Origin of the sequence: Massilia sp. W12 (genome assembly GCF_037300705.1) — a bacterium.
Lineage (GTDB): Bacteria > Pseudomonadota > Gammaproteobacteria > Burkholderiales > Burkholderiaceae_D > JACPVY01.
Genome location: NZ_CP147776.1, coordinates 4,094,632 through 4,118,945 on the forward strand (window position 1 = coordinate 4,094,632; position 24,314 = coordinate 4,118,945).

The 24,314-nt window shown below is 56.4% G+C and carries 19 protein-coding genes; 9 read left to right on the forward strand and 10 right to left on the reverse strand.

The features are described 5' to 3' along the window. Nucleotides 1-14: 14 nt before the first annotated feature. The gene (locus V8J88_RS16400) at nucleotides 15-992 is read left to right on the forward strand and encodes a caspase family protein (protein WP_338845280.1); all 978 of its coding nucleotides are present in this window, start codon (nucleotides 15-17) and stop codon (nucleotides 990-992) included. Between the two features lie 43 nt (nucleotides 993-1,035). Beyond that, on the forward strand, nucleotides 1,036-2,811 hold the full coding sequence (locus V8J88_RS16405) for a caspase family protein (protein ID WP_338845281.1): 1,776 nt from the start codon (nucleotides 1,036-1,038) through the stop codon (nucleotides 2,809-2,811). A gap of 46 nt (nucleotides 2,812-2,857) precedes the next feature. On the opposite strand, the gene V8J88_RS16410 is transcribed toward V8J88_RS16405, so the two are convergent. From V8J88_RS16410 to V8J88_RS16420, 3 genes are all read right to left on the reverse strand, one after another. After that, a complete protein-coding gene (locus V8J88_RS16410; RefSeq protein ID WP_338845282.1) occupies nucleotides 2,858-3,175 on the reverse strand; it encodes a CcdB family protein in 318 nt (105 codons plus the stop codon). Beyond that, a complete protein-coding gene (locus tag V8J88_RS16415) occupies nucleotides 3,175-3,510 on the reverse strand; it encodes a type II toxin-antitoxin system CcdA family antitoxin (protein ID WP_338845283.1) in 336 nt (111 codons plus the stop codon). Before V8J88_RS16415 ends, V8J88_RS16410 begins: the two co-directional genes overlap by 1 nt. 75 nt (nucleotides 3,511-3,585) lie before the next feature. Then, nucleotides 3,586-5,376, reverse strand: coding sequence for an SUMF1/EgtB/PvdO family nonheme iron enzyme (locus V8J88_RS16420; RefSeq protein ID WP_338845284.1), 1,791 nt, complete (start codon nucleotides 5,374-5,376; stop codon nucleotides 3,586-3,588). Nucleotides 5,377-5,595: 219 nt separating this feature from the next. Here V8J88_RS16420 and V8J88_RS16425 point away from each other — a divergent pair, with 219 nt between their 5' ends. Then, the gene (locus V8J88_RS16425) at nucleotides 5,596-7,905 is read left to right on the forward strand and encodes an NADP-dependent malic enzyme (protein ID WP_338845285.1); all 2,310 of its coding nucleotides are present in this window, start codon (nucleotides 5,596-5,598) and stop codon (nucleotides 7,903-7,905) included. Between the two features lie 40 nt (nucleotides 7,906-7,945). Here V8J88_RS16425 and plsB read toward each other — a convergent pair whose 3' ends face one another. Both plsB and V8J88_RS16435 read right to left on the reverse strand, forming a co-directional pair. After that, nucleotides 7,946-10,480 carry a glycerol-3-phosphate 1-O-acyltransferase PlsB gene (gene plsB / locus V8J88_RS16430; RefSeq protein ID WP_338845286.1) on the reverse strand — a complete coding sequence of 845 codons (2,535 nt, stop codon included), beginning with the start codon at nucleotides 10,478-10,480 and terminating at the stop codon, nucleotides 7,946-7,948. A 136-nt stretch (nucleotides 10,481-10,616) separates the two neighbouring features. Continuing rightward, nucleotides 10,617-11,066, reverse strand: coding sequence for a pyridoxamine 5'-phosphate oxidase family protein (locus tag V8J88_RS16435; protein ID WP_338845288.1), 450 nt, complete (start codon nucleotides 11,064-11,066; stop codon nucleotides 10,617-10,619). Between the two features lie 459 nt (nucleotides 11,067-11,525). Here V8J88_RS16435 and V8J88_RS16440 point away from each other — a divergent pair, with 459 nt between their 5' ends. The 3 genes from V8J88_RS16440 to V8J88_RS16450 all read left to right on the forward strand — a co-directional run bounded on the left by V8J88_RS16440 (nucleotide 11,526) and on the right by V8J88_RS16450 (nucleotide 16,064). Beyond that, on the forward strand, nucleotides 11,526-13,055 hold the full coding sequence (locus V8J88_RS16440; protein WP_338845290.1) for an FAD-dependent oxidoreductase: 1,530 nt from the start codon (nucleotides 11,526-11,528) through the stop codon (nucleotides 13,053-13,055). Continuing rightward, nucleotides 13,052-15,049 carry a multicopper oxidase domain-containing protein gene (locus tag V8J88_RS16445; protein WP_338845291.1) on the forward strand — a complete coding sequence of 666 codons (1,998 nt, stop codon included), beginning with the start codon at nucleotides 13,052-13,054 and terminating at the stop codon, nucleotides 15,047-15,049. The genes V8J88_RS16440 and V8J88_RS16445 overlap by 4 nt, the downstream gene beginning before the upstream one ends. Before the next feature lie 529 nt (nucleotides 15,050-15,578). Further along, nucleotides 15,579-16,064, forward strand: coding sequence for a hypothetical protein (locus V8J88_RS16450; RefSeq protein WP_338845292.1), 486 nt, complete (start codon nucleotides 15,579-15,581; stop codon nucleotides 16,062-16,064). A 173-nt stretch (nucleotides 16,065-16,237) separates the two neighbouring features. Here V8J88_RS16450 and pdxH read toward each other — a convergent pair whose 3' ends face one another. The 3 genes from pdxH to V8J88_RS16465 all read right to left on the reverse strand — a co-directional run bounded on the left by pdxH (nucleotide 16,238) and on the right by V8J88_RS16465 (nucleotide 19,094). Then, a complete protein-coding gene (gene pdxH, locus V8J88_RS16455) occupies nucleotides 16,238-17,476 on the reverse strand; it encodes a pyridoxamine 5'-phosphate oxidase (protein ID WP_338845293.1) in 1,239 nt (412 codons plus the stop codon). A gap of 9 nt (nucleotides 17,477-17,485) precedes the next feature. After that, nucleotides 17,486-18,703, reverse strand: a complete 1,218-nt coding sequence (locus V8J88_RS16460) for an MFS transporter (RefSeq protein ID WP_338845295.1) — start codon at nucleotides 18,701-18,703, stop codon at nucleotides 17,486-17,488. Nucleotides 18,704-18,812: 109 nt separating this feature from the next. Further along, nucleotides 18,813-19,094 carry a DUF2917 domain-containing protein gene (locus tag V8J88_RS16465; protein ID WP_338845296.1) on the reverse strand — a complete coding sequence of 94 codons (282 nt, stop codon included), beginning with the start codon at nucleotides 19,092-19,094 and terminating at the stop codon, nucleotides 18,813-18,815. Between the two features lie 169 nt (nucleotides 19,095-19,263). On the opposite strand from V8J88_RS16465, the gene gcvA reads away from it, so the two are divergent. Beyond that, the gene (gene gcvA / locus V8J88_RS16470; RefSeq protein WP_338845297.1) at nucleotides 19,264-20,157 is read left to right on the forward strand and encodes a transcriptional regulator GcvA; all 894 of its coding nucleotides are present in this window, start codon (nucleotides 19,264-19,266) and stop codon (nucleotides 20,155-20,157) included. Nucleotide 20,158: 1 nt separating this feature from the next. On the opposite strand, the gene V8J88_RS16475 is transcribed toward gcvA, so the two are convergent. Beyond that, on the reverse strand, nucleotides 20,159-21,097 hold the full coding sequence (locus tag V8J88_RS16475; RefSeq protein WP_338845298.1) for an exopolyphosphatase: 939 nt from the start codon (nucleotides 21,095-21,097) through the stop codon (nucleotides 20,159-20,161). 258 nt (nucleotides 21,098-21,355) lie between these two features. Between V8J88_RS16475 and V8J88_RS16480 the strand changes: the two genes are divergently transcribed. Together V8J88_RS16480 and V8J88_RS16485 are read left to right on the forward strand one after the other, a co-directional pair. Then, nucleotides 21,356-22,837, forward strand: a complete 1,482-nt coding sequence (locus V8J88_RS16480; protein WP_338845299.1) for a histidine kinase — start codon at nucleotides 21,356-21,358, stop codon at nucleotides 22,835-22,837. Nucleotides 22,838-22,936: 99 nt separating this feature from the next. Then, nucleotides 22,937-23,743, forward strand: a complete 807-nt coding sequence (locus V8J88_RS16485; RefSeq protein WP_338845300.1) for a LytTR family DNA-binding domain-containing protein — start codon at nucleotides 22,937-22,939, stop codon at nucleotides 23,741-23,743. Between the two features lie 144 nt (nucleotides 23,744-23,887). Here the strand turns inward: V8J88_RS16485 and V8J88_RS16490 are convergent, their stop codons facing one another. Beyond that, nucleotides 23,888-24,241 carry a hypothetical protein gene (locus V8J88_RS16490; RefSeq protein ID WP_338845301.1) on the reverse strand — a complete coding sequence of 118 codons (354 nt, stop codon included), beginning with the start codon at nucleotides 24,239-24,241 and terminating at the stop codon, nucleotides 23,888-23,890. Nucleotides 24,242-24,314: the final 73 nt, after the last annotated feature.

Sequence of the window (24,314 nt, forward strand, 5' to 3'; positions counted from 1 at the left end):
TCCGCGAGCTTTGTATGCGCTTATTCACTCACAGTTTTGGAAAAGCCTTGCGCCGCTGCCTGCTGTGCGCCGCCCTCGCCTGCCTCCCGCTCAGCGCTCAGGCGGCGCCGCTGGCAAACGCTCATGCGCTGGTGATCACCAACGACTACGCGGGCAGCCCGTTCCCTTTAGATGGCATCAATTTTGACCGGGCGCAGGCGATAGACATGGCGCGCTTGCTGGGGGTGACCCCGGAGCGGCTGCAGACCGCCTCCAACGCCAGTCTGCCCAGGATGCGGGAGGAATTAAACGGCATGCTGGCGCGGGTGCGCACTGGCGATAGCGTCTTCATTTACTATTCCGGCCACGGCAGCCAATACGCCAAGCCGCGCCCGGCCAAGGGTGAAAACAAATGCAGCGAAGCGCTGGTGGCGAATGACGCGAAAAGTTTTTACCTGGATGCAGAGCTGGAAACGCTGCTGAAAACTTTAAGCCGCCGCGCTGCGCAAGTGGTGGTGATGAATGACTCCTGTTTTTCCGGCGGCGCCGCCACCAAACCGCTGGGCGCACAATCCAGCTCCCAGGCCAAAACCCTGCCACGGCCAAGCAGCAACGCGAACGACGCCAGCTACACTTGCGGCGAGGCGATCAACAAGGGTTGGCGAGCGATTTTCTTGAACCTGCAAGAAACACTGGCCAAACACAGCCCCCTGCCCGCCCCCGCCCGCGCACAGGCGCGGCAACAGGAATTCCGTCCGCGCCTGATTTATCTGGCCGCCGCATCGGATAATGAAGTGGCGTATGCCACGCCCCAGGGCAGCCGCGCCACGCGGGCCTGGGCGCATTGCCTCAAACAAAATCCGGCGCAAAACGGCAAGCAATTACTGCGCTGCGCGCAAGCGCGCTTGAATGGCGATGGCGCAGACGCCAGCCCGGCGGGTGAGCAGCAAACCCTGAATCTGGTTGGTGACGGCGACATACCCTTGCGCCTGAACGCAGCGTACCCGGATTAATGCCATGCTTGCGCCCTCACCATTTTCCAAGGAGCACTCTCAAATGCGCCGCATTCCCCAACCGCTTGCGCACTGGCTTTGTTTCTGCGCACTTTGCTTCAGCGCACTTTGCTTACCCTGGCCCGCCGCGGCAGAAACTGCCGCAAAACCGCTGCGTGGCCAATGGGCATTATTAATCGGCATCAACGAATATCAGGATAAAAACATCCGCCCCCTGCATGGCCCCGTCAACGATGTGGCGGCGATGCAGGAAGTGCTGATTAAGCGCTGGGGCTTTCCTGCGGCGCAGGTGAAGACCCTGGTGAATGCGCAAGCTACGCGCGCGGCGATTTTGCAGGGTTTGCAGGATTTGCAAAAGCACAGCGCGCCGGGCGACGATCTCTTGATTTATTTTTCCGGGCACGGCAGCAGTGCGCACGATCTTGAGAATCGCATTCCGGTTCCACTTGATACCGGGCTGCTGGCGCCATGGGATTACCCGCTGGCCTCGCGCGACGTCGGCAAGATCATCGTCGGGCGCAGCGATTTGCGCCCGCTGCTATTGCAAATGGAAGCGCGCGGCCACAAAGTGTGGGTGATTACCGATGCCTGCAATACCGGCGAAGTGGTGCGCGCGCCTGGAGACGCGCAAAATCTCCTGATCGAACGCTATCTGAGCATCAATCACGATTTGCGCCCGCGCAGGCTGGGCGAACTCCAAGGCCAGGCAGCCAAGAAGCGCCAGACAGAAGCCAACAGCGCTGGACAAGCCAGTATTTCCCCCTGGCCGTATCGCCAATTAACCTTGCTGGCCGCTTCCAGCGCGGGACAGGCGGCGGTGGATATTCCGCAAGGCGTGCTGCCCACCATCGACGGCAAAGCGCATGGCGCGCTGACGGATGCGCTGCTGCGGATTTTGCATGGCCAGGTGGCGGCGGATTTTAATGGCGACGGCATCTTGAGCCTGGAAGAAGCGCAGCGCGCCGCAGTCGAATTCATGTCCCTCCGCCCTTATGACCATGTGGCGCAGCGCTTGCCAAACAGCGCCGAAGATTCGTTTGCGGTGGGCCATGCGCCGCTGTTGCGCGCGCGGGGTGTGGCGGGCAAACCGGCCAAGGTTGACCCGGCCCCGCTTAGCCTGGCGCTGGAGCGCAAATTAGCCAAACTGCCCGCCCTGCAGCGCGCCTTGCAAGGTATTGCGCATTTGCAACTGCGCCATGGCGACGATAAAAGCGCCGATTTGCGCCTGATCGAAAACGGCGCCGATTGGGTGCTGGAGAGCGGCTTGCGCCAACGTCTGGTCACGTTCGACAGCGAACAAGCGGCCACGCCCGAGCGCATACGCACGGTGTTGCGGCAACATGCGTTTATCCACCACCTGAGCGCCGTGGCGCGGCGCTACCGGCGCGAATCCTTGCCGGTGGAACTGCAGCCTGTCGGCAACAGCGGCGTGCTGCGCATAGGGCAGCAGATTTGGTACACGATGCGGCCGCGCAGCAAGGCCGTGATTGTGTTGTTGGATGTGGATGCGGATGGCAAGTTGACGGTGGGGTACCCGGACTACTGTCCGCCGACCGGCGTGGGGGAGAACGGCAGTTTGATACGCATTCCGTTTAGTGCGGGCATTCATTTTAAAGTCAGCCCGCCGACGGGCTTAAATTCGCAATTTCATTTTGCTTTTGACGATGCCCCGCCAGCATTGTCAAAACTCTGTGGTTTGGGAAATACGACATTAGGGCTGGACGACGAACGCATCACGCTTTTTGTGCAGAGCTTGCAAAAGCAGGAAGGGAAGTTTGCCTTTGCGCAAACCTGGATGCGGGTTGAGGAAGGCAAGTGAGGATGTTGGCCTTGCTCCAGAATAAGCAAACTGGCAGGCTCCAGGCTTAAATCCCAGATGTGATGAAATCGACTGCGGCCAACAGCACATCCCGATACGCAGACACGTCCTGCACCTCTTCCCCCAACTGTTTGCGCTCGATCCCGGCCAGTTGCGGCGTCATCACCAGCCAGCTTTGGGACTTAATTTCCAGCAGGGGACATAGTCTGGCAATCGCTTTTCCCGCAACACTGGCCGGGTCGCATAGAGGAATAAGCACCGTTGTCGGCAAGTCGCGCAACAAATTGGATTGGATATCCACAAAGTAAGGAAATTGTCTGCACGATGCGGGATGCCGATTGGCGTACACCATAAATTGCGCCATTAAAAGCCCCGCAATCCGTCACTGAACACGCCATTTTCCTCAACAAAACCGGCATAGGCCGCAATCGCTTCCCGATTCTCCGCCAGCCACAATTCGCGTTTCCGCTGGCGCACCAAGTCGGCCAAGGCCTGCTCCAATGTGGCCGACAAATTAATATTCAGTTCCCGCGCCTGGGCCAGCAAACTGCTGTTGATACTCAGATTGGCAGATTTTTTGGGTGCGTTAATGTCATAGCTCAGATCCATATTTCCTCCACTGGTCATGCGCATATGGTATGCGCATGACCAGTGGAAAACAAGGCAAAACAAAAAGAGTAATGCACCAAAAAGCGCCATGCTACCGTTCACTGGCTTTCGCCAGCGCTTGCCGGGCGCTATGGGGTAAAGATGTAAAAAACAAGGGGTAAGCCGCTAACGCGGCGTCCGGGCAACGCGAAAACCGAGATTAATGAGGCGTTTGCTTGGAGTATAGTGATCACGCTTGGCAGCGCGGGAGTAGATGGCTGAGAGATCCCAGGAACCACCTCGCAACACGCGTGTTTCTCCCAGGCAGTTTCGCAACCAAGCCTCACCATCAGCTGGCGCGCCCCAATAATTAGCATGCCAGCAATCTTCCACCCATTCCCACACATTGCCGTGCATGTCATGCAAACCCCATTCGTTTGCCTGCTTCCCCCCCACAACATGGGTTTTGACGCCAGCATTGTCGCCATACCATGCATAGCGCTCAAGCTGACTTGAAGAATAGCCAAAATGCCATGCTGTACTGCTGCCCGCCCGCGCCGCATATTCCCATTCCGCTTCACTCGGCAAGCGATAAGCCTGCCCCGTTTTTTCTTTTAATTTTTTCAAATACGCTTGCGTATCGTTCCAACTGACGTTTTCCACAGGGCAATCATCGCCACAGTTGTTAAAGCCGCTCGGGTTATTGCCCATCAGCGCCCGCCACTGCCCTTGCGTCACTTCAAAGCGGCCCAATAAAAAACTGCCAAGCTTGACACTGTGCGACGGTTCTTCGCTTTTTTCGCCACTCTTAGTATATTCCCCCATTATAAATTCCCCACCCTGGATTACCACCAGTTCCGGGCATATATCGCAATCCTTGATCACCTGCCCGGCTTGCAGGGGTTTAGGGGCTGGCATCGGCGTCATAGCGGGCAGGGCTTTTACCCCGTTATCCACCACCCGTGTCTGTGCTGCCCTTTGAAAATCCGCAATCCGCACCTTAACCTGCTTAATCCTCGGCCCTTTCGGAAAATCCTGCTCATACTCCACACACGGTTGTTCTGTCTTGCCGTTTATGCACACCTGCCATGCCGCCTCTTCCTGATCCGGCGTTTTGGGCGGCGCCGGTTTTTCCTCTGGACGCAGAAATTCATCAATCGGCAAATTACCGTCACGGGTAGGATGTTGTTTGTGCTTTAATAGCGCCATTTCCGCCTTCACTTCACGCGCCACTTGATCCAGTTGCGCCAGCAGCGACAAATCATTACGCCGCAGCGCCTTCGCCAGCGCAGCAGCATATGGACTGTTTGCGCCGATGCCATCTTGCGCAAGCTGCCCATCACTGGCGGCATATGCAATCAGCAAACTTTGGCCCCCCCCTGTGGTTAATAAACCCTTGTAGGCGCTTTTACCTTGTCCCGGCCCCTCGCGGCAAGCATCCAACACCAGCAAGGTGATTCTGGCCCCGGCATCCTTAAGCTTGTCGCTGATTTCATCGGCAGGCATGCCGTGCAATTCCCATTCTTCCAACGGGGCATTGCCGGTATTGGCTTTAGTGGAGAGCAAAATATTACGCCGTGCTGCGCGGATACCATGCCCAGAAAAATAAAACAGCACAACATCAGCCCCCTTGGCTTGATTCGCAAAACGCACCACGGCGGCGCGCATTTCGCTCGCATCCAGATCGTGTTTCACTTCTACCGTATCAAATGCCAGTTCACGCTTGAGCACATTGGCCAACAAGTTGGCGTCATTGCGCGGATTTTTCAATTTTGACTCGTACTTGTAGTCAGCATTACCAATCAACAAAGCGACGCGCTTGGCGACTCTTGGCTTGGCTTCCTGCGCCCATGCCGGCAGAGATGCAAGTGCGGTCAAGCAGAGCAATATCAAGGCACGAACAAGGTGCATAACAAAGTCCTGAACATGTGATGGAAATGAGCGGCATAGCGGAATGCAGCCGGTAAGCGCAAACATTTATACCATAAATAACCCGCCTGAAAAATCAGTCATCAAACATCTGTTGAAGGATGGCAAGGCGTCGCAAAACATTAGCTGTGCTCCAACAGGCGGGACATCAGCTCCTTTCGCTAACCCCGCCCCCCTGTGGATATCACGGGTATCCGCCTAACGCAGCGCCCTGCTCTGTTAGAATGCCTTTTTTTGCAATGACGCTGGAATGAGGAGGACGCAGGCATGGATGCAGCGCAAGATCAACGCGAAGAGGTCAAACAAAAATTGCGCCAGGCTGCGCTCGAATACCACGAGCTGCCGCATCCGGGCAAAATCCGCGTCACCCCCACCAAACAACTCACCAATCAACGCGACTTGTCCCTGGCCTACTCGCCCGGGGTGGCGGCGCCGTGTGAGGAAATTGTGGCCGATCCGGCCAATTCCTATAAATACACCGCGCGCGGCAATCTGGTGGCGGTGATTTCCAACGGTACAGCGGTGCTGGGCCTGGGCAATATCGGCGCGCTGGCCTCCAAGCCGGTGATGGAAGGCAAGGGCGTGCTGTTCAAGAAATTCGCCGGGATTGATGTGTTTGACATCGAGATCAACGAGCAAGACCCGGACAAGCTGTGCGATATCATCGCCGCGCTCGAACCCACTTTCGGCGGCATCAATCTGGAAGATATTAAAGCGCCGGAATGCTTTTACATCGAGCGCAAATTGCGCGGCAAGATGAAGATTCCGGTGTTCCATGACGATCAGCATGGCACCGCGATCATTGTCGGCGCGGCGATTTTGAATGGCGTGAAAGTGGTCGGCAAAGACATCAAGCAATGCAAGCTGGTGGTGTCCGGCGCCGGCGCTGCGGCACTGGCCTGCCTGGATTTGCTGGTCGATCTCGGCTTCCCGCAGGAAAACATTTGGGTGACGGACTTGGCCGGCGTGGTGTATCGGGGCCGCGCTGAATTGATGGACCCGGACAAGGAACGCTTTGCGCAAGATACGCCTTTGCGCACACTGGCCGAAGTGATTCCGGATGCGGATATCTTCCTCGGCCTGTCGGCCGGCGGCGTGCTCAAGCAGGATATGGTGCGCACCATGGCGGCCAAACCGCTGGTGCTGGCGCTGGCCAATCCGACTCCGGAAATTTTGCCGGAAGAAGTGATGGCGGTGCGCGCCGATGCGGTGGTGGCGACTGGCCGTTCTGACTATCCGAATCAGGTCAACAATGTTTTGTGCTTTCCCTATATTTTCCGGGGTGCGCTGGATTGCGGCGCGACCACCATCACGCGCGAAATGGAAATCGCGGTGGTGCATGCGATTGCCGACCTGGCGCAAGCCGAGCAATCGGATGTGGTGGCCACTACTTATGGCCGGCATAATATGCAGTTCGGCCCGGAATATCTGATTCCGATGCCCTTCGATCCGCGCCTCTTGATCAAGATCGCGCCGGCAGTGGCCAAGGCGGCGCAGGATTCCGGGGTGGCGACGCGTCCCATCACCGATCTCGACGCTTACCGCGCCAGTCTGCAGCAGTTTGTGTATCACAGCGGCACCTTCATGAAACCGCTGTTTGAAATCGCGAAAAAAGCGCCGCCCGAACTCAAGCGCATTGTGTATGCCGAGGGTGAAGATGAGCGTGTCTTGCGCGCGGTGCAGGTGGTGGTGGATGAACAATTGGCGCGCCCGATTGTGATTGGCCGCCCGGCGGTGCTGCAGCAACGCATCGAGCGCTTTGGCTTGCGTATCCGTCCCGGTGTGGATGTCGAAGTGATCAATCCGGAAAACGATGAGCGCTTCCGCGATTATTGGCAAACCTATCACCAGATGACGGAGCGGCGCGGCATTACCCAGCAATACGCGAAGATTGAAACGCGCCGCCGCCATACCTTAATCGGCGCCATGGCCATTCACAAGGGACATGCTGATGGCATGATCTGCGGCACTTTCGGCACTACCCAGTTGCATTTGCATTACATCAATCAAATTCTGGGCAAGCGCGAAGGCTGCAAGGTGTATGCGGCGATGAATGTGCTGCTCTTGCCGGAACGCCAGATTGTGCTGGTGGATACGCATGTGAATGAAAATCCGACAGCGGAAGAAATGGCGGCGATCACCATCATGGCGGCGGAAGAAATGATGCGCTTTGGTCTGCACCCGCGCGCGGCCTTGCTGTCGCATTCCAATTTCGGCTCGTTTGACAGCGCGTCGGCGCAGAAAATGCGCGCCGCTTTAGCCATCGTGCAGCAGGAAGCGCCCTGGCTGGAGATTGATGGTGAAATGCATGCCGATTGCGCGCTGGACAGCAATATGCGCAAAGCGATTATGCCGAATTCGACCTTGACCCAGGATGCGAATCTGCTGGTGCTGCCGAATATTGACGCGGCGAATATCGCCTACAATCTGGTGAAAATCACGTCCGGCAACGGGATTGCGATTGGCCCGATTCTGCTCGGCTGCGCCGCTCCGGTGCACATCCTCACGCCCTCGGCCACAGTGCGCCGGATTGTGAATATGACCGCGCTGTGCGTGGTGGATGCGCTGGCGGAATAAGCGCGTTTGCAGCGGCGCCGTGCCCACAGCGCCGCTGAATTCATGCTGTTTTCTTTTGCGCCAATTGCTGGCGCACCACGTTTAAAGCGTCCTGCGCATCAGCGCCGGCCAGGTGGGTAATCGCCTGGCGCACATCAGCCGGCAACACATGGCGCGCATCATTGCTCAAATCCAAGAGACGCTGATCAAAATGCAGCTTGCCGTCCTCCTGGTTGACGCTGGCGATGCCTTGCGCGCCCAGGGTCGCGATCAGGCTGCGGAAAATCACCTTATCGAAAAATTCCGGCGCATTGAATTCGCGCACCATCGATAAGCGCTGCGCCTGCAAGTGGCATAAGCCTTCCAGTTCCGCCGGCGTGATGCAGGCGCTGCCGTTATTGCGCAGCAGCGCCAGGGTGATGAAGTAACGCAGCAGGCTGGGACGCACCGCTTGCGCCAGCAAACCCAGCTGGGCGTAAGCATCGGTATGCGGATCGGGCGCGTAATACACACCTTCGGCCTCTTGCAACCAGGCTTGTTGCAACAATACGGATAAATATTGTTGCAAGGCCGCTTCCACTTCTTCCGGGGCCCAGCGCAAAAATAATTCAGCGCGCAAAAAGGGATACAGCGCTTGCACCAGGCGCAGTAAATGGGCGTAGGTCAAGCTGGAGTTGAGCATGAACAGACAGGCCAGCAAAGCCGGCAGCGCGAACAGGTGCAAAACATTGTTGCGCGCATAACTGGCCAACACCGCCTCTTCCGGCATGAAATACAGAATATCGCCCAGCGGGTGCGGTGCGCGCGCCAGCAATTTCAATTCTTCGCAGTAGGCAATCATGGCCTGGCCATCCAGCTCTGTCACCATGGTGCGCTCAGAATACGGCAGAGCCTGGAGTAAGCTGCGCAAGGCATTCAAGAGATTGGCTAAGCGTTTTTCATCCATCGCTTGCTTGGGCGTGGTCAACAGCGCCAGACTGAGCAGATTCACCGCCGTCGCCACCGCCGCACTGTTGATGCCGTCGGCGATTGCGCGCGACAGTTTATCCACGCTTTGCAGCACCCAGGGGGCGCGCTTATCCAGCACTTTGGCGTCTTCGCGCCAGGCCGGATGGGCCTGATCAAGCACGCTTTCGAGCGCCATCGGGGCGCCGAAATTGACGTGCACCTTACCGAAATTTTTTTTCAGTTCACGCAGGGTCAGCAATAAATCCAACAAATTTTCTTTTTGCTTGGGCTTGCCCATCAACTCGCCGACATAGGTGCGCCCCTCGAACAGTTTTTCATAGCCGATATACACCGGAATGAACAACAGGGGACGCTCGCTGTCGCGTAAATAACTGTGCAGCGTCATCGACAACATGCCGGCCATCGGCGCCAGCAGGCGGCCACTGCGGCTGCGCCCGCCTTCGACAAAATATTCAATCGAATAACCGCGCGCAATCATCATGTGCAGATATTCATTGAACACTGCGCTGTACACTTTATTGCCTTTGAAGCTGCGGCGCAGGAAAAAGGCGCCGCATTTGCGCAAAATCGGCCCCACCAGCGGCAAATTCAGATTTGCGCCGGCGGCGATATGCGGCGGCATCATGCCATTGCGGTACAGGATGTAGGACATCAAGAGATAATCGATGTGACTGCGGTGACAGGGCACATACACAATCCCGGCCCCGGGCGCGGCGGCGGTGACGCTGTCCATATGATGAATTTCAATGCCGTTGTAGATGCGGTTCCACAACCAGCTCATTAAACGCTCCATGATCAAGACCACTGGATAGGAGTAGTCTGAAGCGATTTCCCAGGCGTATTTGCGGGCATTGTCGCGCGCACGCGCAAAGGCGGCGGCGTTATTGCCGTTTTCCTGAGCGTCGGCGGAAATCGCCGCCACCACCGCCGGCGCATCCAGCAAGGCGTCGATCTGCGTGCGCCGGTGCGATAAGTCCGGCCCGATAGCCGCTTCGCGCTGGCGGCGGAAGTGCACCCGCAAGACGCGCGTGAGTTTGCGCAAGGCCAAGACCGGCGTCGCGCCGCGCTCCCGTTCCGCTTGCAAAAAAGTTTGCAGCGACAGCGGCGCGCCAAAGCGCAACAAGGTGTGCTTGCCGTGTAAGAGGATGGTGAAAAACTGGCGCAAACCGCCGCGCGGCGACCAGCCATCGGCAAACAGGAGTTTTAAAATCGAGTTTTGGCTGTCCGGCGCACGTCCCCAGAAAATCGTCAGCGGCACAATTTGCACTTCGCTGTCAGGCTGCTGCAGGGCATGCGTCACCAGGCTGGCGAGCAAGGGCGGGTAGTAATTATCGCGCTGGTTGCGCGTATTGCGATTGGCGGCTAAAAAACAAAATGCGCGCGGCCAGCTCCAGCCGCCTGCGTGCAGGCTTTGCCAGGCCGGCGGCAAACCGGCTTGCGCCACTTCGTGTGACAACACCAGCGCATTCGAGAGAAAGCGCCATTGCAAGACATACAAGACCGGTTTGGCGGGGTCCAAGCCAAGGTTGGTCAAATCTTCGGGCAGGATGCGGGTTTTCACCCAAAAATACAGCAGGCGACGCAGAATGCGTTGCACAGCGCCGGAAAGTCCAAGAGCTTTCAGCATGGCAGGCAAAGTTGGTGAATGATGCGCCGCATTCTAGAATTTTTTTCGCCACATCCTGCGGCAAAGCACATGCTGTTACAAGAGGATGGCTTCGGTTTTGCGCGCCGCTTGGTTTGCGGCGCGCTGCGCCGGCGGCTTACACCTGTTCCAGATCGGTGTGCCCCACCCCTTTTTCATAATTCAAGATCGAGATCACGCCCGGTGTGATGCGGATGAACACCACGCTGTGACGCGCATCGGAATGCGCCCATTCGCCGATTTCAGGATATTTTTTATCCAGCGCGGCCTCCACTCTGGCCGCTTCCGCCGCATCTTCCACAATGGTGGCGCGCGCCCCCATCGACAGACCATGCACATGCTGCCAATCGGTGTATTTGCCGTTTGCCGTCAGCGAGACCTTGTCGCAGTGACGCACATTGCTGACCTTCTGGCTGTTTTTATCGACGCCGACATAAATCGTCAGGTCTTCATGTACAAAATTGACTGTTGTCGCTTGTGGATAGCCATCCGGGCGGATGGTGGCCAGAGTCAAATCCCGGGCCTGATCCAATACTTCGAGTGCAAACGCCTTAGCTGCTTGATCCATGATCTTTTCCTTGCTTGAAAATACCCACAGACACAATGTCCGGCCTGCCGGACCACCAAAAAACCTGAGCACCTGCTGACTGCCGCAGTATGCTGAACCATTCTCATTTACAAGCTGTTTCAGTTTTCCTGCCGTGACTGAAGTTGTACTCCCAAGGCGGGTACACGTCAAACGATATTTATCCATCATTTTCCGTCACCCGGGAAGCTGCGCACGTTGTGTAATTGACGCAAGGCGTCAACATATTATGCGCAGAGCGCCCGCTGCGCGCTTTTTTCAGCTACTGTCATGCCTGTTCAGCATACAGGCCGCCCCGGACAGGATACGGCCCGCCCGACAAATACTGGCGCCGCCATGGCAGCCAGGTCAGAGGAACCACACCGCCAGCCAGGTTCCCAGCCGATTCCAGCAGCACGATCAACCTTTGATTGACTCTTTTTCTGACAGGAGGAAGCAGGCATGGACACATCTTCAACCGCAACACGACGTCGCTTTTTACAAACCGGGGCTGTGCTTGGCGCAGCAGGCGCCGCCGGGGCCATCGGGGTCTTGCCCGAGGCGCAAGCCAAGACGCCGGCCAAAGCGCCGGCTTTTCATCGTGGTTTGGGCAATCTGGACGCGTTGCGCAAAACGCTGCATGGCCGTTTGATTTTGCCGGGCGAAATGGGCTATATGATGGCGGCCTATCCGAATAATGCGCGCTGGGCCGATGTGCTGCCGTTTGCGATTGTGATGTGCGCTGACGCTCACGATGTGCAATTTGCGATCCGCTGGGCGCGTGATTTGCAATTGCCGTTTGCGATCCGTTCGGGCGGCCATAACTACGCCGGTTTTTCCACCACGCGCGGCTTGTTGATTGATGTCAAAGCCATGAATGGCATCCGGCTCGATCCGAAAAACGGTACGGTGACAATTGCCGCCGGGGTGAATAATCAAAACATGGCCGACGCCATGAGCGGCACTGATTTTGCCGTGCCTTCGGGGCGCTGTCCGACGGTCGGCGCTGCCGGCCTGGTGTTGGGCGGCGGCTGGGGGTTTGCCGCCACGCACGCCGGCTTGACCTGTGACAGTCTGGTGGCGAGCGAAATTGTGTTGGCCAGCGGCAAGCTGGTCACGGCCACTCCGGAAAATGAATATAAGGATTTATTCTGGGGCTTGTGCGGCGGCGGCGGCGGCAATTTCGGCGTGAATACCTCCTTCACCTTCCAATTGCACGATGTGCGCGATGATGTGACCATTTTCAATCTGCTGTGGCCGGGTGAAAAACAGGTCGAGATGCTGCTCTTGCTGCAAAAAATCCAGCTCGACAACGCCACCACCATTTCCACCCGCACCAAGGCTTACCCGGAGCGCGCCGGCGCGCATCCGAAAATGGGTGAGTTGCAAGTGGCCACGCTGGGCCAATTCTTCGGCCCCAAAGAAAAATTGATGGAGATCCTGCGCCCGGCGCTGGAACTGGTCAAGCCGATCAAAATGGATATCCGCCAGATGCGCTACTGGCAGGCGCGCGATTATCTGATCACCGATGATCCGACCGGCATGTATGACATCCGTTCGTCTTATGTCGAAAGCAGTCTGGGCGGCGAAGCGCTGGAAAATATGCTGAAGTGGATGACGAAATGGCCGGGCGGCTCGCTGCTGCCGGAAAATATGGGGATTTTATTCGCCATCGGCGGCAAGGTGAAAGCGCGCGCGCCGGACGCCACCGCCTATGTGCACCGCAATGCGAACTTTATTTTTGAAATGGAATGCGCCTGGGCCCCGATTGATAAGGGCGATGTGGTGCGGCGCCAGCAAGCCTGGTTGAGCGATTACTACAACGATATGCAGCGCTTTGTGCTCAAGCAGTCGTATGTGAATTTCCCCTGCCGCGATATTCCACATGCGATTGAAAAGTATTACGCCGGCAATTTAAAGCGCTTAAAAGAAATCAAGCGCAAGTATGACCCGCTCAACACTTTCCGCTTTGAGCAAAGCATTCCATTATGAAAAATCCGGGAGCCATGATGAAACAGCAATCCACCTTATTGGCGCTGCTGATGAGCGCCATATGCTGTCCCTCGGCGCAAGCGCTGACGGCTGAAGCCAGAGATGTCGATAATCCACCGGTCTTGCAAACCCTGCGCGACTATGCCGCCGGCTTGAGCAAAAGCATGCCTGCGCCGCACGAGGCAAAACTGGATTTACACGTCAAAATGACGCCCGGCCATATCTGGAATCCCAGCACCGCCAGCTATGACAAAGTGGAGTTGCGCAGCTATCGCGGGCCGGAAAGTTCGCACACCACGCCATTTGTGGCGCCGCTGATCCGCATTTTTCCCGGCGAAACTGTGCGCATCAATTTGCACAATCAGTTGCCGGAAGATGAGAGCTGCAAAAATTACAGCGGCAGCATCAATCAGCCGCATTGCTTCAACGGCACCAATTTGCACAGCCATGGTTTGTGGATCAGTCCCTCGGGCAATAGCGACAATGTGCTGATTTCGATCAATCCGGGGGTGAAATTCCAGTATGAATACAATGTGCCGCCGGACCATCCGGCTGGCACCTTCTGGTACCACCCGCACCGCCATGGTTCGACCGCTTTGCAAGTCGCCAGCGGCATGGCCGGCGCCTTGATTATTCAAGGGACACGCCCGCCGCAGCCCGGCAAGAATGGCGATATCGACACCCTGCTCAAAGCCACCCCCAAACAAAGCTTCAAAGAGCGCGTGCTGGTGTTCCAGCAAGTGCAATACGCGTGCTATCAAGATGGCAAAATCAAAACCAATCCTGACGGAACCTATTTGTGCGAAGCGGGCGATGTCGGGCGGGTGGTGGATTATGCGAATATGGGGCCAAATGATTGGAGCCAGTCAGGCCGCTACACCAGCATTAACGGGCGCGTGCTGCCGAATTTCCGGGGCGCCAAAGCGGGACAGATTGAGCGCTGGCGCGTGGTGCATGCCGGGATCCGGAATTCGATCAACTTGCAATTCCGCAAAATGCGCGACGGCGTGGATGTGCCCAAACGTTTGAGCGCGCGCGAGCATGCCGCTTTTGTCGCCGCCAATTGCAGCCCGGAAACCGTGCCGCAATTCGCCATCGCGGCTGATGGCCTGACTATGGCCAGGGTGCAAGATCTGAAAAACGATATCGCCACCTTTCAACCCGGCTACCGCTGGGATTTGTTGATGGCTTTTCCCAGCGCAGGCCGCTATTGCGTGATCAACACCAATGTGCCCGCCGCCGGGAATGTGGCGCCGATTGACTCGCCGGTGCAATTGCTGGGCCTGGTGCATGTAGCAAAGGGACAGGATGTCAAAGGCAAGGCGGCTGATTACCTGAAAAAAGAATTGATCGCCGCCGCGCAAGTGAATATGCCCTTGAATGTGCGCGCCAAAGTCAGCGCAGAACTGGCCAATAAGATGTCACTGGCCAGCTTTGTGCCGCACGCCAGCATCAGCCCCGCTGAAACCGCAGGCCAAAAAGCGGAAGAAGTGGTGTTCAATATCAGCAACAGCGCGGTGCAGCCGACTGATAAAGATTGCGAGAACACCGCCTCCAAATTCCTGGTGAACGGCAAGCCATACTGCGCCAAGCGGGTCGATCATGCGGTGGTGCTGGGTACGGCGCAAGACTGGAATTTGCGCTCGGACTTTGTCAGCCATCCCTTCCATATTCATGTCAATCCATTCCAGGTGGTGGAAGTATTGAATCCCGCCGGGCTGGATGTGAGCGGCGATGTGGACGATCCCTTAAGCCCGGGCGACCAGCAATACCGCAATATGAAAGGCGTGTGGAAAGATACGCTGTGGGTGAAAAACCTGAAAACTGACCCCAGTGGCGCATACAAGATCAAAGTGCGCACCCGCTACCAGCGCTATATCGGTGAATTTGTGTTGCATTGCCATATCCTGGACCATGAAGATCAGGGCATGATGCAAAACGTCAGCATCGGCGTACCGGATGGCAAGGGCGGCGTGGCGCACGGGCATCATTGAGTCATCTTGCCGGCGTCGGCACTTGTTGTGGCAATTCCCCCCTGGAGGTGTATGCCGACGGCGGGGGCGCTGGCAATACGCTGCTGTCATGTTGGCTGCGCCGGGCGTGGCAGGCCGGCGGCAATCCCCCCCCCGTCAGGCTGCGCCTCACTCCGGGGGAGGGGTATGTTTGGCGCAGGCGGCTGATGTGCTTGCGCTTTACAGCAATATTTTGCGGCGCCGTTTAAAAGCGGAAGTCCAGTCAGTGCGCGATGTTCATATGGAGCAATTTGTACAGCGCTGGATTCCCCGCTGAAACATGCGTGAATGACGGTGGATGTTGAGCGGCGGAATCAATATGATTGCGCCTTGCTCATCTTTTTGTGCAGATGCAATGTGGTGTTGGCGGCTGGCTCAGTTTTTTGCAATTCCACCGATTTCGGACGCCTGGTTATCGCTACACTCAACCCAGCCTGCCGATGGCTTGAATTCGCTTGAATATTCACCCCGGCATTTTAGTTTGCATTAATTTACTGCACTGCAAAGAAAAATGGCGGTCTGCCGACCGCCATTTTTTGCCTTCGCGAATACTGATTCACGCCATAATATCGCTTTCAGCCCCGGCATTTCTGTTCAGCTCATGAAAGAGAACATAAAAGAAATGACCATTGTCAAAATAAAAAAGAATACCGGGTCGCGCTACCATCACAATTCAATAAATACCCGCGAAGACTGCACGGAAGCTTTGTCCATACTCTATGCCCGCGTCACGCGGGACAATTTGTGTACTGCACTGAATTTGCTTCAAAAGAGACCGGGATTGATTATTTTCGAATTCTTCCTCCTTTTTCTGCAAGGCCATGCACTAAATATAGTCCAAAACCCGGATTACGCAAGGAAAACAGGAGATAAAATTATCAAACAACAAAATTTCCAGAAGGAAACAATGGTTTTTCTTATGCTGATGCCGGTTTTATTTATATTTTTGCGGGACAGTTTCCGGGTTTTACGCAAAATATTTCCGCCATTCGCATAGCGGGACAGAATCGGGCTGATTTGCGGGACTGGTTTGTCCAGTCCCGCATGGCAAGCCGGGCAGGGATGCGGGGACGTGTTTCAATAATATAAAACCGCTATCCCCGCTTCTGCGCAGCGCCGGCTCCTGCGTTTGTGGTCTGAATACGGCGGCATAAGCGGCGCCGCTGAATATCAGGGTTGCAAACGCTGACGCCGCCAGCCGCCATTGCCGTCCAATTCATATTCGACGCGATCATGGAAGCGGGAGGCCCGTCCCTGCCAAAATTCGATGCGGCGCGGGCGCAATAAATAGCCGCCCCAATGGGCTGGCCGTGGCGGCTCCTGTTCCATGTATTGCGCGCTGATTTCCTGCATGCGCGCTTCCATCTGTCCACGATCTGTCACCGGTTCGCTTTGATTGGAAGCCAGCGCGCTCAGGCGGCTGGCCAGCGGGCGGCTGTTGAAATATTGATCGCTTAATTCGGGACTGACTTTTTCGATTGTGCCTTCAATCCGCACCTGACGTTCCAGCTCATGCCAGAAAAACGATAATGCGGCATGCGGATTGTGTTCCCATTCCCGCCCCTTGCGGCTGTGGTAATTGGTGAAGAAGGTGAAGCCCTGATGATCAAAGCCTTTTAACAGCAAAATCCGGCTGCTCGGACGGCCTTGCGCATCAACGCTGCAGACCGTCATCGCGTTCACTTCTGCCACCCGGGCGGCGCGCGCCTGTTCAAACCAGACGCTGAATTGACGGATCGGATCGGCGTCGAGTTCGCTCTCGTCCATGCTCTGGCGCGTGTAATCGGTGCGGATCGCCGCCAATTGCAGGCGCGCCTGCGTCTCTTCGATATCCTGGCGGCTGGGCGGCAATTCAATCGCCTCATCCTGGCTGACCTGATGCAGGCCGCGCCGCATGCGCATGGCCGCCCCCAGAGCCGCCATCTGTTCGGCTGAAAACAGGCGCATCGCCATCGGCGCCAGCCAGGTTTCCTCTTTCACCATGTGCTCGGCATACAATTCACCAAAGGCTTGCACATCATTGGCGGACAGTTGCGCGCTTTCACCGCTGGCGATGTCTTCCAATTGCAAAGCCAAGACGCTCCAGGCGGCTTCCATTTTCTTGTGTTCGCGCAAAATTTTAGGCAGCAGCTGGCTTAACATCGCCGCATCCTCGCCTTGCGCAACTTGCCGCAAGAGCGGCATCAAATCCTCTTCTTCATCCGCATGGTGCATGCCGGCGCTCTTATTGAAGTACGCCAGCACCGCCTTGGCTGCTTGCTGCGCTTCCAGATTGGCGCCGTGGCGCGGCAAATGTTCCAGCAGGCGTTGCATGGTCTTGATCTGCTTTTTGATTTTTTCGTGGCAGTGCTTCAATACTGCAAGCGGCTGGTCGAAATCCGGCGCGGTTTCAAACAATGCATCAGTCATGATCTTCTCTCATCTAAAAAGCTCAGGTCGGGACAAGGCCCGCTCCTCTACCGCCATCCGGGTGCGGCGCCATGCTAATGGCAATCCGCTGGCCAGACCGGCGCCCATCACTAAAAACAGCGGCGCACCGCCAATGCTGGCGGATAAAGCGCCAAACATCACAGGAAACATGGCCTGGCTGGCGTTGCCGATTGAAACCCGGATGCCAATCACTTCAGCCACCCGCCCAGGCGGGGCCGCCTGATGCAAGAGGCTTAACATATTCGGTTGCCCGGCGCCTAAAGCCAGTCCCAGCACAAAACCCTGCGCCATAAACGCCAGTTTATGCTCAAGCCATGGCAAGAGCATGAAACTGAGGGTGATGATGCATAATGCGCCAAGCAGGATTTGCCATTCGCGCCAGCGGCGCGTCAGCACCGGCATGACCAGACGGATAGTGAATGTGCCGGCGGCGAACACGCCAAGAATAAAGCCGATGGTGGAAGCGGAAAAGTGCAAGGCGTGGCCGATCACAGGCAGCATGAAAACATAGATGTCCCATGCCGAAGCCAGCAAGATGACGATGAAAAACAATTCGCGCAGGCGCAGATTGCGCCAGCCCAGATCCAACACCGAATCGCCGCCGCGTTGATGGCTGGCGTGTAGCGGGATGCGCGCTTGCGGCAGCGCGCTCAGGAGGCAGATCAAGGCCGCCAGCGTCATCCACAGTAAATAGGCGGCGCTGTGGCCGGCATGATCAATCAATACGCCGGCCAGCACCGGCCCGCCAAAGCTGGAGCTGGAAAAACCCATCGACAACCAGGCAAAACGGTTGGCGCGTTGCGACTCAGACGATAACAAACCGACCAGATTTTGCGAGGCAATATGCATGATCATGAAGCCGCCGCCGACACATAGCGCGGCGCAGTAGAGCAGCACGCCGCCATTGGCGCGCCAGGCCAGCGCACTGCCGCATAACATCGCCGCAGCGGCCAGGCGCAGAGGGGTTTGCACCCCGACCCGGTCAAGCCAGCGCCCGGCTGACATGGCAAGCAAGGTCGGCGCCAGCGCAAACACCGACAACAGCACGCCGACGCCAAAGCCGCTCACCTGCTGTGAGAGTAAATTCAGGGTGGAGGTAACGCGAATGCCAGCCAGAACCAAGTGGCCGAGCACGCCGATAATACAAATTTGCAAGAGCGCAAAGCGCGGCGAGGCGGGAGGATTGGCGGGTGCGGGTTCTGGCATGTGTTGAGCTGAGTGCAGCGGCGCTTACCGGCCGCATGGCTTCATTGTACTCCATGGCGGCCGCAATCCTGCGCCGGGATGCGCAAGGACTGGCGGCAACCCGCCGGCCTCATGCCGCCAGCGCCTGGCGTTGCGGGTGCAAGACGGAAGCCCCGGCCATCGCTTGCACGCAATAACGCGCGCCATGGTTTTGTGCTTCGATCACGATCAGTCTTTGCGCCGGCAGCGCGCAGACTTCGCCTTCATGTAAAAAATAATCATCCAATTCTCCTTCCACGGTGAGCCAGATATCGCCTTGCAATACCTGCAACATGCCGCCAGCCGGCAAGGCCCCGGAAAACACTTCGCCGGCCTTTTGCAAATTCCATCCTTTTGTGAAATCGGTTCGCATTTGATTCTCCCTTGCCTGATTCATCCAGCGCATTTGCGCCTCTATTCCGCCGCCCTGCGCTCTGCTGCTTTATGAGTGTGGCGACTTGCTTGATGTGTATTGTAGGGATTGCATACGCAAATACAAAACGAGTAATATTCTCAAGTCTTGCTAATTTTTCTCACATAAAATGCACCCTTTGCGACGTCTTCCCAATCTCGCCGCCCTGCGCGCCTTTGAAGCGGCTGCGCGGCATGGCAATTTTTCCCGCGCAGCGGAGGAAATCCATTTGACACATGGCGCGATCAGTCATCAGGTGCGCCAGCTGGAGGCGGAATTGGGCGTGGCCTTGTTTGTGCGGCATGGCAAGCGCTTGAGTGTGACGCCGCAGGGCGAGGAATTTGCCGCCGTGATCCGGCATTCGCTAAGCGATATCGCGCAGGCGGCGCAAAGACTGCAGCGCAGTCAGGATCACCGCCGTCTGGCGGTCACCGCCCTGCCCTCCTTCGCCTCGCGCTGGCTGACGCCGCGCCTGGGGCGTTTTATTGAATTACATCCAGATCTGGAGTTAAGTCTGCAAGCCACGAATCATTTGAGCGACTATGTGCGGGACGGGATTGATATCGGCATCCGCTTTGGCTTTGGCAATTACCCCGGTTTGCAATCTGAGCATTTGATGGATGACTATTATTATCCAGTGGTCAGCCCGCACTATAACGGCGGGCGTCTGCCGCGCACCCTGGAGGATTTGCAGCACGCGACCTTATTGCGCTGCGATGGCGAGCCATGGCTGCCCTGGTTCCGTCTGGCCGGCCTTGAGCGCGCAGAGCCGGAAACCGGCTTGCTGTTTCAGGATTCATCCATGCTGACCCGCGCTGCGATTGACGCCCAGGGGGTGGCGCTGGGACGGCACAGCATTGTGCAGTCTGATATTGAACATGGCTTGCTGTGCAAACTGTCCGATGTTCATCTGCCCAGCGCATCCAGCTACTATCTGGCGTATCTGCCGCAAGCGCTGCAAAAGCCGCAAGTGGCGGCGTTTCGCAGCTGGTTGCTGGAAGAAATTCAGTCCGTCAAGCGTTGATTCAACCGTCGGCGTTGATGCGCGCAATCAATTCCTGCAAGACCTGATCGGCGCGCGCATTTTCCACCTGGCAGGTGCCGGCGTTTTCATGCCCGCCGCCGCCATATTCCAGCATCAAGGCGCCGATATTGGTGAAAGAACTGCGGTTGATAATCGATTTGCCGGTGGCGAACACGGTGTTTTGATTTTTCAGGCCCCACAGCACATGGATGGAAATATTCGCTTCCGGGAACAGGGCGTAAATCACAAAGCGGTTGCCGGCGTAAATGATGTCTTCATTGCGCAAATCCAGCACCACCAGATTTTTATGCACTTTGGCGCAACGCAAAATCTGCTCGCGGCTTTTTTCCTGATGCTCAAAATACAGCTCGCGTCTTTCTTTGACATCCGGCAAATCCATGATCTGCTCGATATTGTGATCGCGGCAGTAATCAATCAAATCCATCATCAGGTTGTAATTGGAAATGCGGAAATCGCGAAAGCGCCCCAGGCCGGTGCGCGCATCCATGAGGAAATTGAGCAAATCCCATTTTTCGGGTTGCAAGATGTCGTCGCGGGAAAATTGCGCGGCGTCGCCTTTATCGACTGCCGCCATCATGTCATCCCAGGCGGCAGGGAAGGAATTGGCTCCGCCGTAATAGTCGTACACCACGCGCGCCGCTGACGGCGCTTCCGGGTGGATCACATGATTTTTGCGCTCGCCGCCCAGGCGGATGGTTTCAGACAAATGATGATCAAACGCCAGGTGCACCCCTGGCACATAGGGCAGATTGGTGGTGATGTCGTTGTCCGTGATGTCAATCTTGCCATCTTGCATGTCTTTTGGATGCACGAAGATAATTTCATTGATCAGACCAAGGTGTTTAAGCAGCACGGCGCAAACCAGCCCATCAAAATCGCTGCGCGTAACCAGACGATATTTTTTTGCTTCTGCAGACATGACGCCACCTTTCATCATCGTTGAACAAGGCAACCGCATGCCGTGGAGGGCGATTGCCGCAAGACTGCCGGGGAAAGCTGCAAACTGTGAAAAAATTGTACTCCACAAGCCAGGAAGCGGGAAGGCATGGCGCGCAATCCATGCCGGCTTTGTGCATGCAGACCGCCATTTCATGCAATCTGTCGCAATTCTCTGGAGCCGGATCGCGATTTTCCTTACAGTGACGTCATCCGGACACTCCGTCACACAGGCAAGATTATGAAACCAGAAAATAAACAAAAAATGCAAGAGCTATTCCATGAATTGCTGCAATGGCTCACGCTCACCGGGCAAAAAATTGCGGATTGGGCCACCAGCAAAAGCTGGAAATGGCTGATCGTTTTTTCCATCATCTGCTTAATCATTGGCGGCATCTTGCAAGAGGCTTTATTTTCCGAAAGCGAAGTGGTGATCGCCAACAGCCGGCATACCGGACGCGGGGCGGATATCCAAATTGATCAGAACGGCGTACACATCAGCCCGCGCAAAAAAACACCCAAAAAAGAAGAGCCGCCCAAGGAAGAGGAAAGCAGCGAAGAAGAAGATCTGGAGGAAGAGCCGGAAACCGTGGCCACGCTGCCCAGCGCGATTCCGGCGGTGCCGCCCCTGCCCCCCTTGCCGCCAGCCAATACTGTGACTGCGAGCGGTGCGCCAGGCGCCGCCAGCATGGCCGCCTCTAATACGGCAAGCGCCAGCGCCAGCGTGATGCCGACCTCCACTCCGGGCACTGTGAATGCGCGGGAAGCGGAACTCAAAGCGGCCCAGGAACAAGCTTTGCGCAGCCGCCAGGAATTTGAAAACGCACTCAAAGAAGTGCGTCAGATCAAGCGCGAAATCAAAAAATCCGCCGAAAAAGCCGCCCAGGCCGCCACGGAAGCCGAAGATGCCGCCGAACTGGCGCGCACCGCCAACAGTGAAAAAGTGGTGCGCTTGCAAAGACAGAATTCACGCTGGTTCATGAATTTTGTGGTGTTGGCGATTATCGGCATCCTGGTCAGCAAAGCCTTGATGGGCAGCAAGAAAAAAGCGGAAGAAGAAACCGAACAGGCGCGCGCAAAAGCGGAACGCGAAGCGCTGCAACGACAAGTTTCAGAAGCCAAAATGCAAATGATGCAAGCCCAGGTCGAGCCGCATTTCCTGTTCAACACTTTAGCCTCGGTTGAATTCCTGATCGAAACCGATCCGCCGCGCGCCGCCGCCATGCAGCGCAGTCTGATCAAATATTTACGCGCCGTGTTGCCGCAAATGCGTGAGAATGCGCTGCAAATCAATCTGGGCCGTGAAATTGACTTGGTGCGCGCGTATCTGGACTTGCTCAAAATGCGTATGGAAGAGCGGCTGAATGTGGAATTCACCTTTGATGAAAGCTTGCGCAACGCGGAATTCCCGCCGATGATGCTGCAAATGCTGGTGGAAAATGCGATCAAACACGGTTTGGAAGTCAAACCGGAAGGCGGCACGCTGAAAATCGCATGCAGTTTGGAAAACCAGCAATTGCAAGTGCGGGTAATCGACGATGGCGTGGGTTTTGGCGCAGTCAAGAGCGACAGCACCGGACTGGGGTTGAACAGCATCCGGGAACGGCTCAAACTCTTGCATGGCAATCAGGCGCGCTTGCTGATTGAACCAAATTCCCCCAGCGGTGTCTGCGCCACCATCGAGTTGCCTTATAAACTTGCGCAAAACCCGGCGCAAGCCTGAAAACCCGGGCCGGCTTGACAACCGGTCTTGTAAGCGGAAAATGGCGCACACCTTCGGCTGCGCCTTTTTCCTTTTTTGATTTTTGATGCGAGTCTGTCCATGCCTACTGCAATCATCGCTGATGATGAACGAATGATGCGCGATCAACTGCGCCTGCGTCTGTCCCAGGTCTGGCCTGAACTGGAAATTATCGGCGAAGCCAAAAACGGGGAGGAGGCCGTCGCGCTGACGCAAAGCCTGCGCCCTGATTTCACCTTTCTCGATATCCGCATGCCGGGCAAGACCGGACTGGAAGCTGCCGCCGAAATCGGCAATCTCAGCCACACCGTCTTTATCACCGCCTACAATCAGTATGCGGTGGAAGCATTTGAACGGGGCGCAATTGACTATATTTTGAAGCCGGCGGAAGTCGAGCGTTTGAAAACCACTTGCGAACGCCTCAAAGCGCGCCTGAACAATCCCGCCGCCGACCACGCCGGCCCCGCCTCGCCTGCCGCAACTGCAGCGCAAGCCAATCCCGATTTGAGCGCAGTGGTGGCCGAGCTGGCCAAGCAAATGGGCATGATGGCGCCGAAGAAACAGCATTTGCAATGGATTCAAGCCAGCATCGGCCAGGATTTGCGCATGATTCCGGTGGAAGAGATTTTGTATTTCCGCTCAGATGAAAAATACACTTGCGTGCGCACCAAGGGCTATGAAGCGCTGATCCGCAAGCCGGTGCGCGATCTGGCCGAGGAACTCGACCCTGATCTGTTCTGGCAAATCCACCGCTCCACCCTGGTGAATGTGAATGCGATTGAAGGCGTGACACGCGATTTACGCGGCCGCCATCTGGTGATGGTTAAACACACTGGCGACAAGCTGGAAGTCAGCCGCAGTTATTTGCATTTGTTTAAGCAGATGTAAGCAAGGTTTGGCTTGGCGCAAGATGGCGCGGGCTGTCCTGCGCCGGCGCCTAAGATGTGGCGGCAGAATCCGCTCTTGCCATCAATTCACATCATTGCCGGACGAGCACGGCGAACGCGCCGCAGGGCGCACGGTAAGCCGGCATCACTTTTTTTTGCGCAGGCCCCTGAGATGCGCAAAAAACATCAGCAGCGCCACAAACCAGACCGAGAAATAAAAACCACCCCCTTCCGCACTGCCTTTGAAATGAAACAGGAAGGGCAAGAATTCCGGCGCATGCAATCCAATATTCCACCCCGGCTCAGCCTTGGCCGCGCTGCCAAGCAAGATGACGCCTTGGTGCAAACCCCAGCTTGCATAGCTTTCTGTCAGCCCCTTTTCTGCGAGCAAAGGCGAATGCCATTTATATTCAAAATCAATGCAGCTGGCGATCAAGGCTAGTGCACAGTAAAACACAAAACGCGAAATAATCGCTTTTTTCACATCAAAAAAATGCATTTTATTTATCTTTAAGCAAAAATTGATTACTGATCGCTTTAAAACTGATAGTGGGGAATTTTCCGCACGCTGG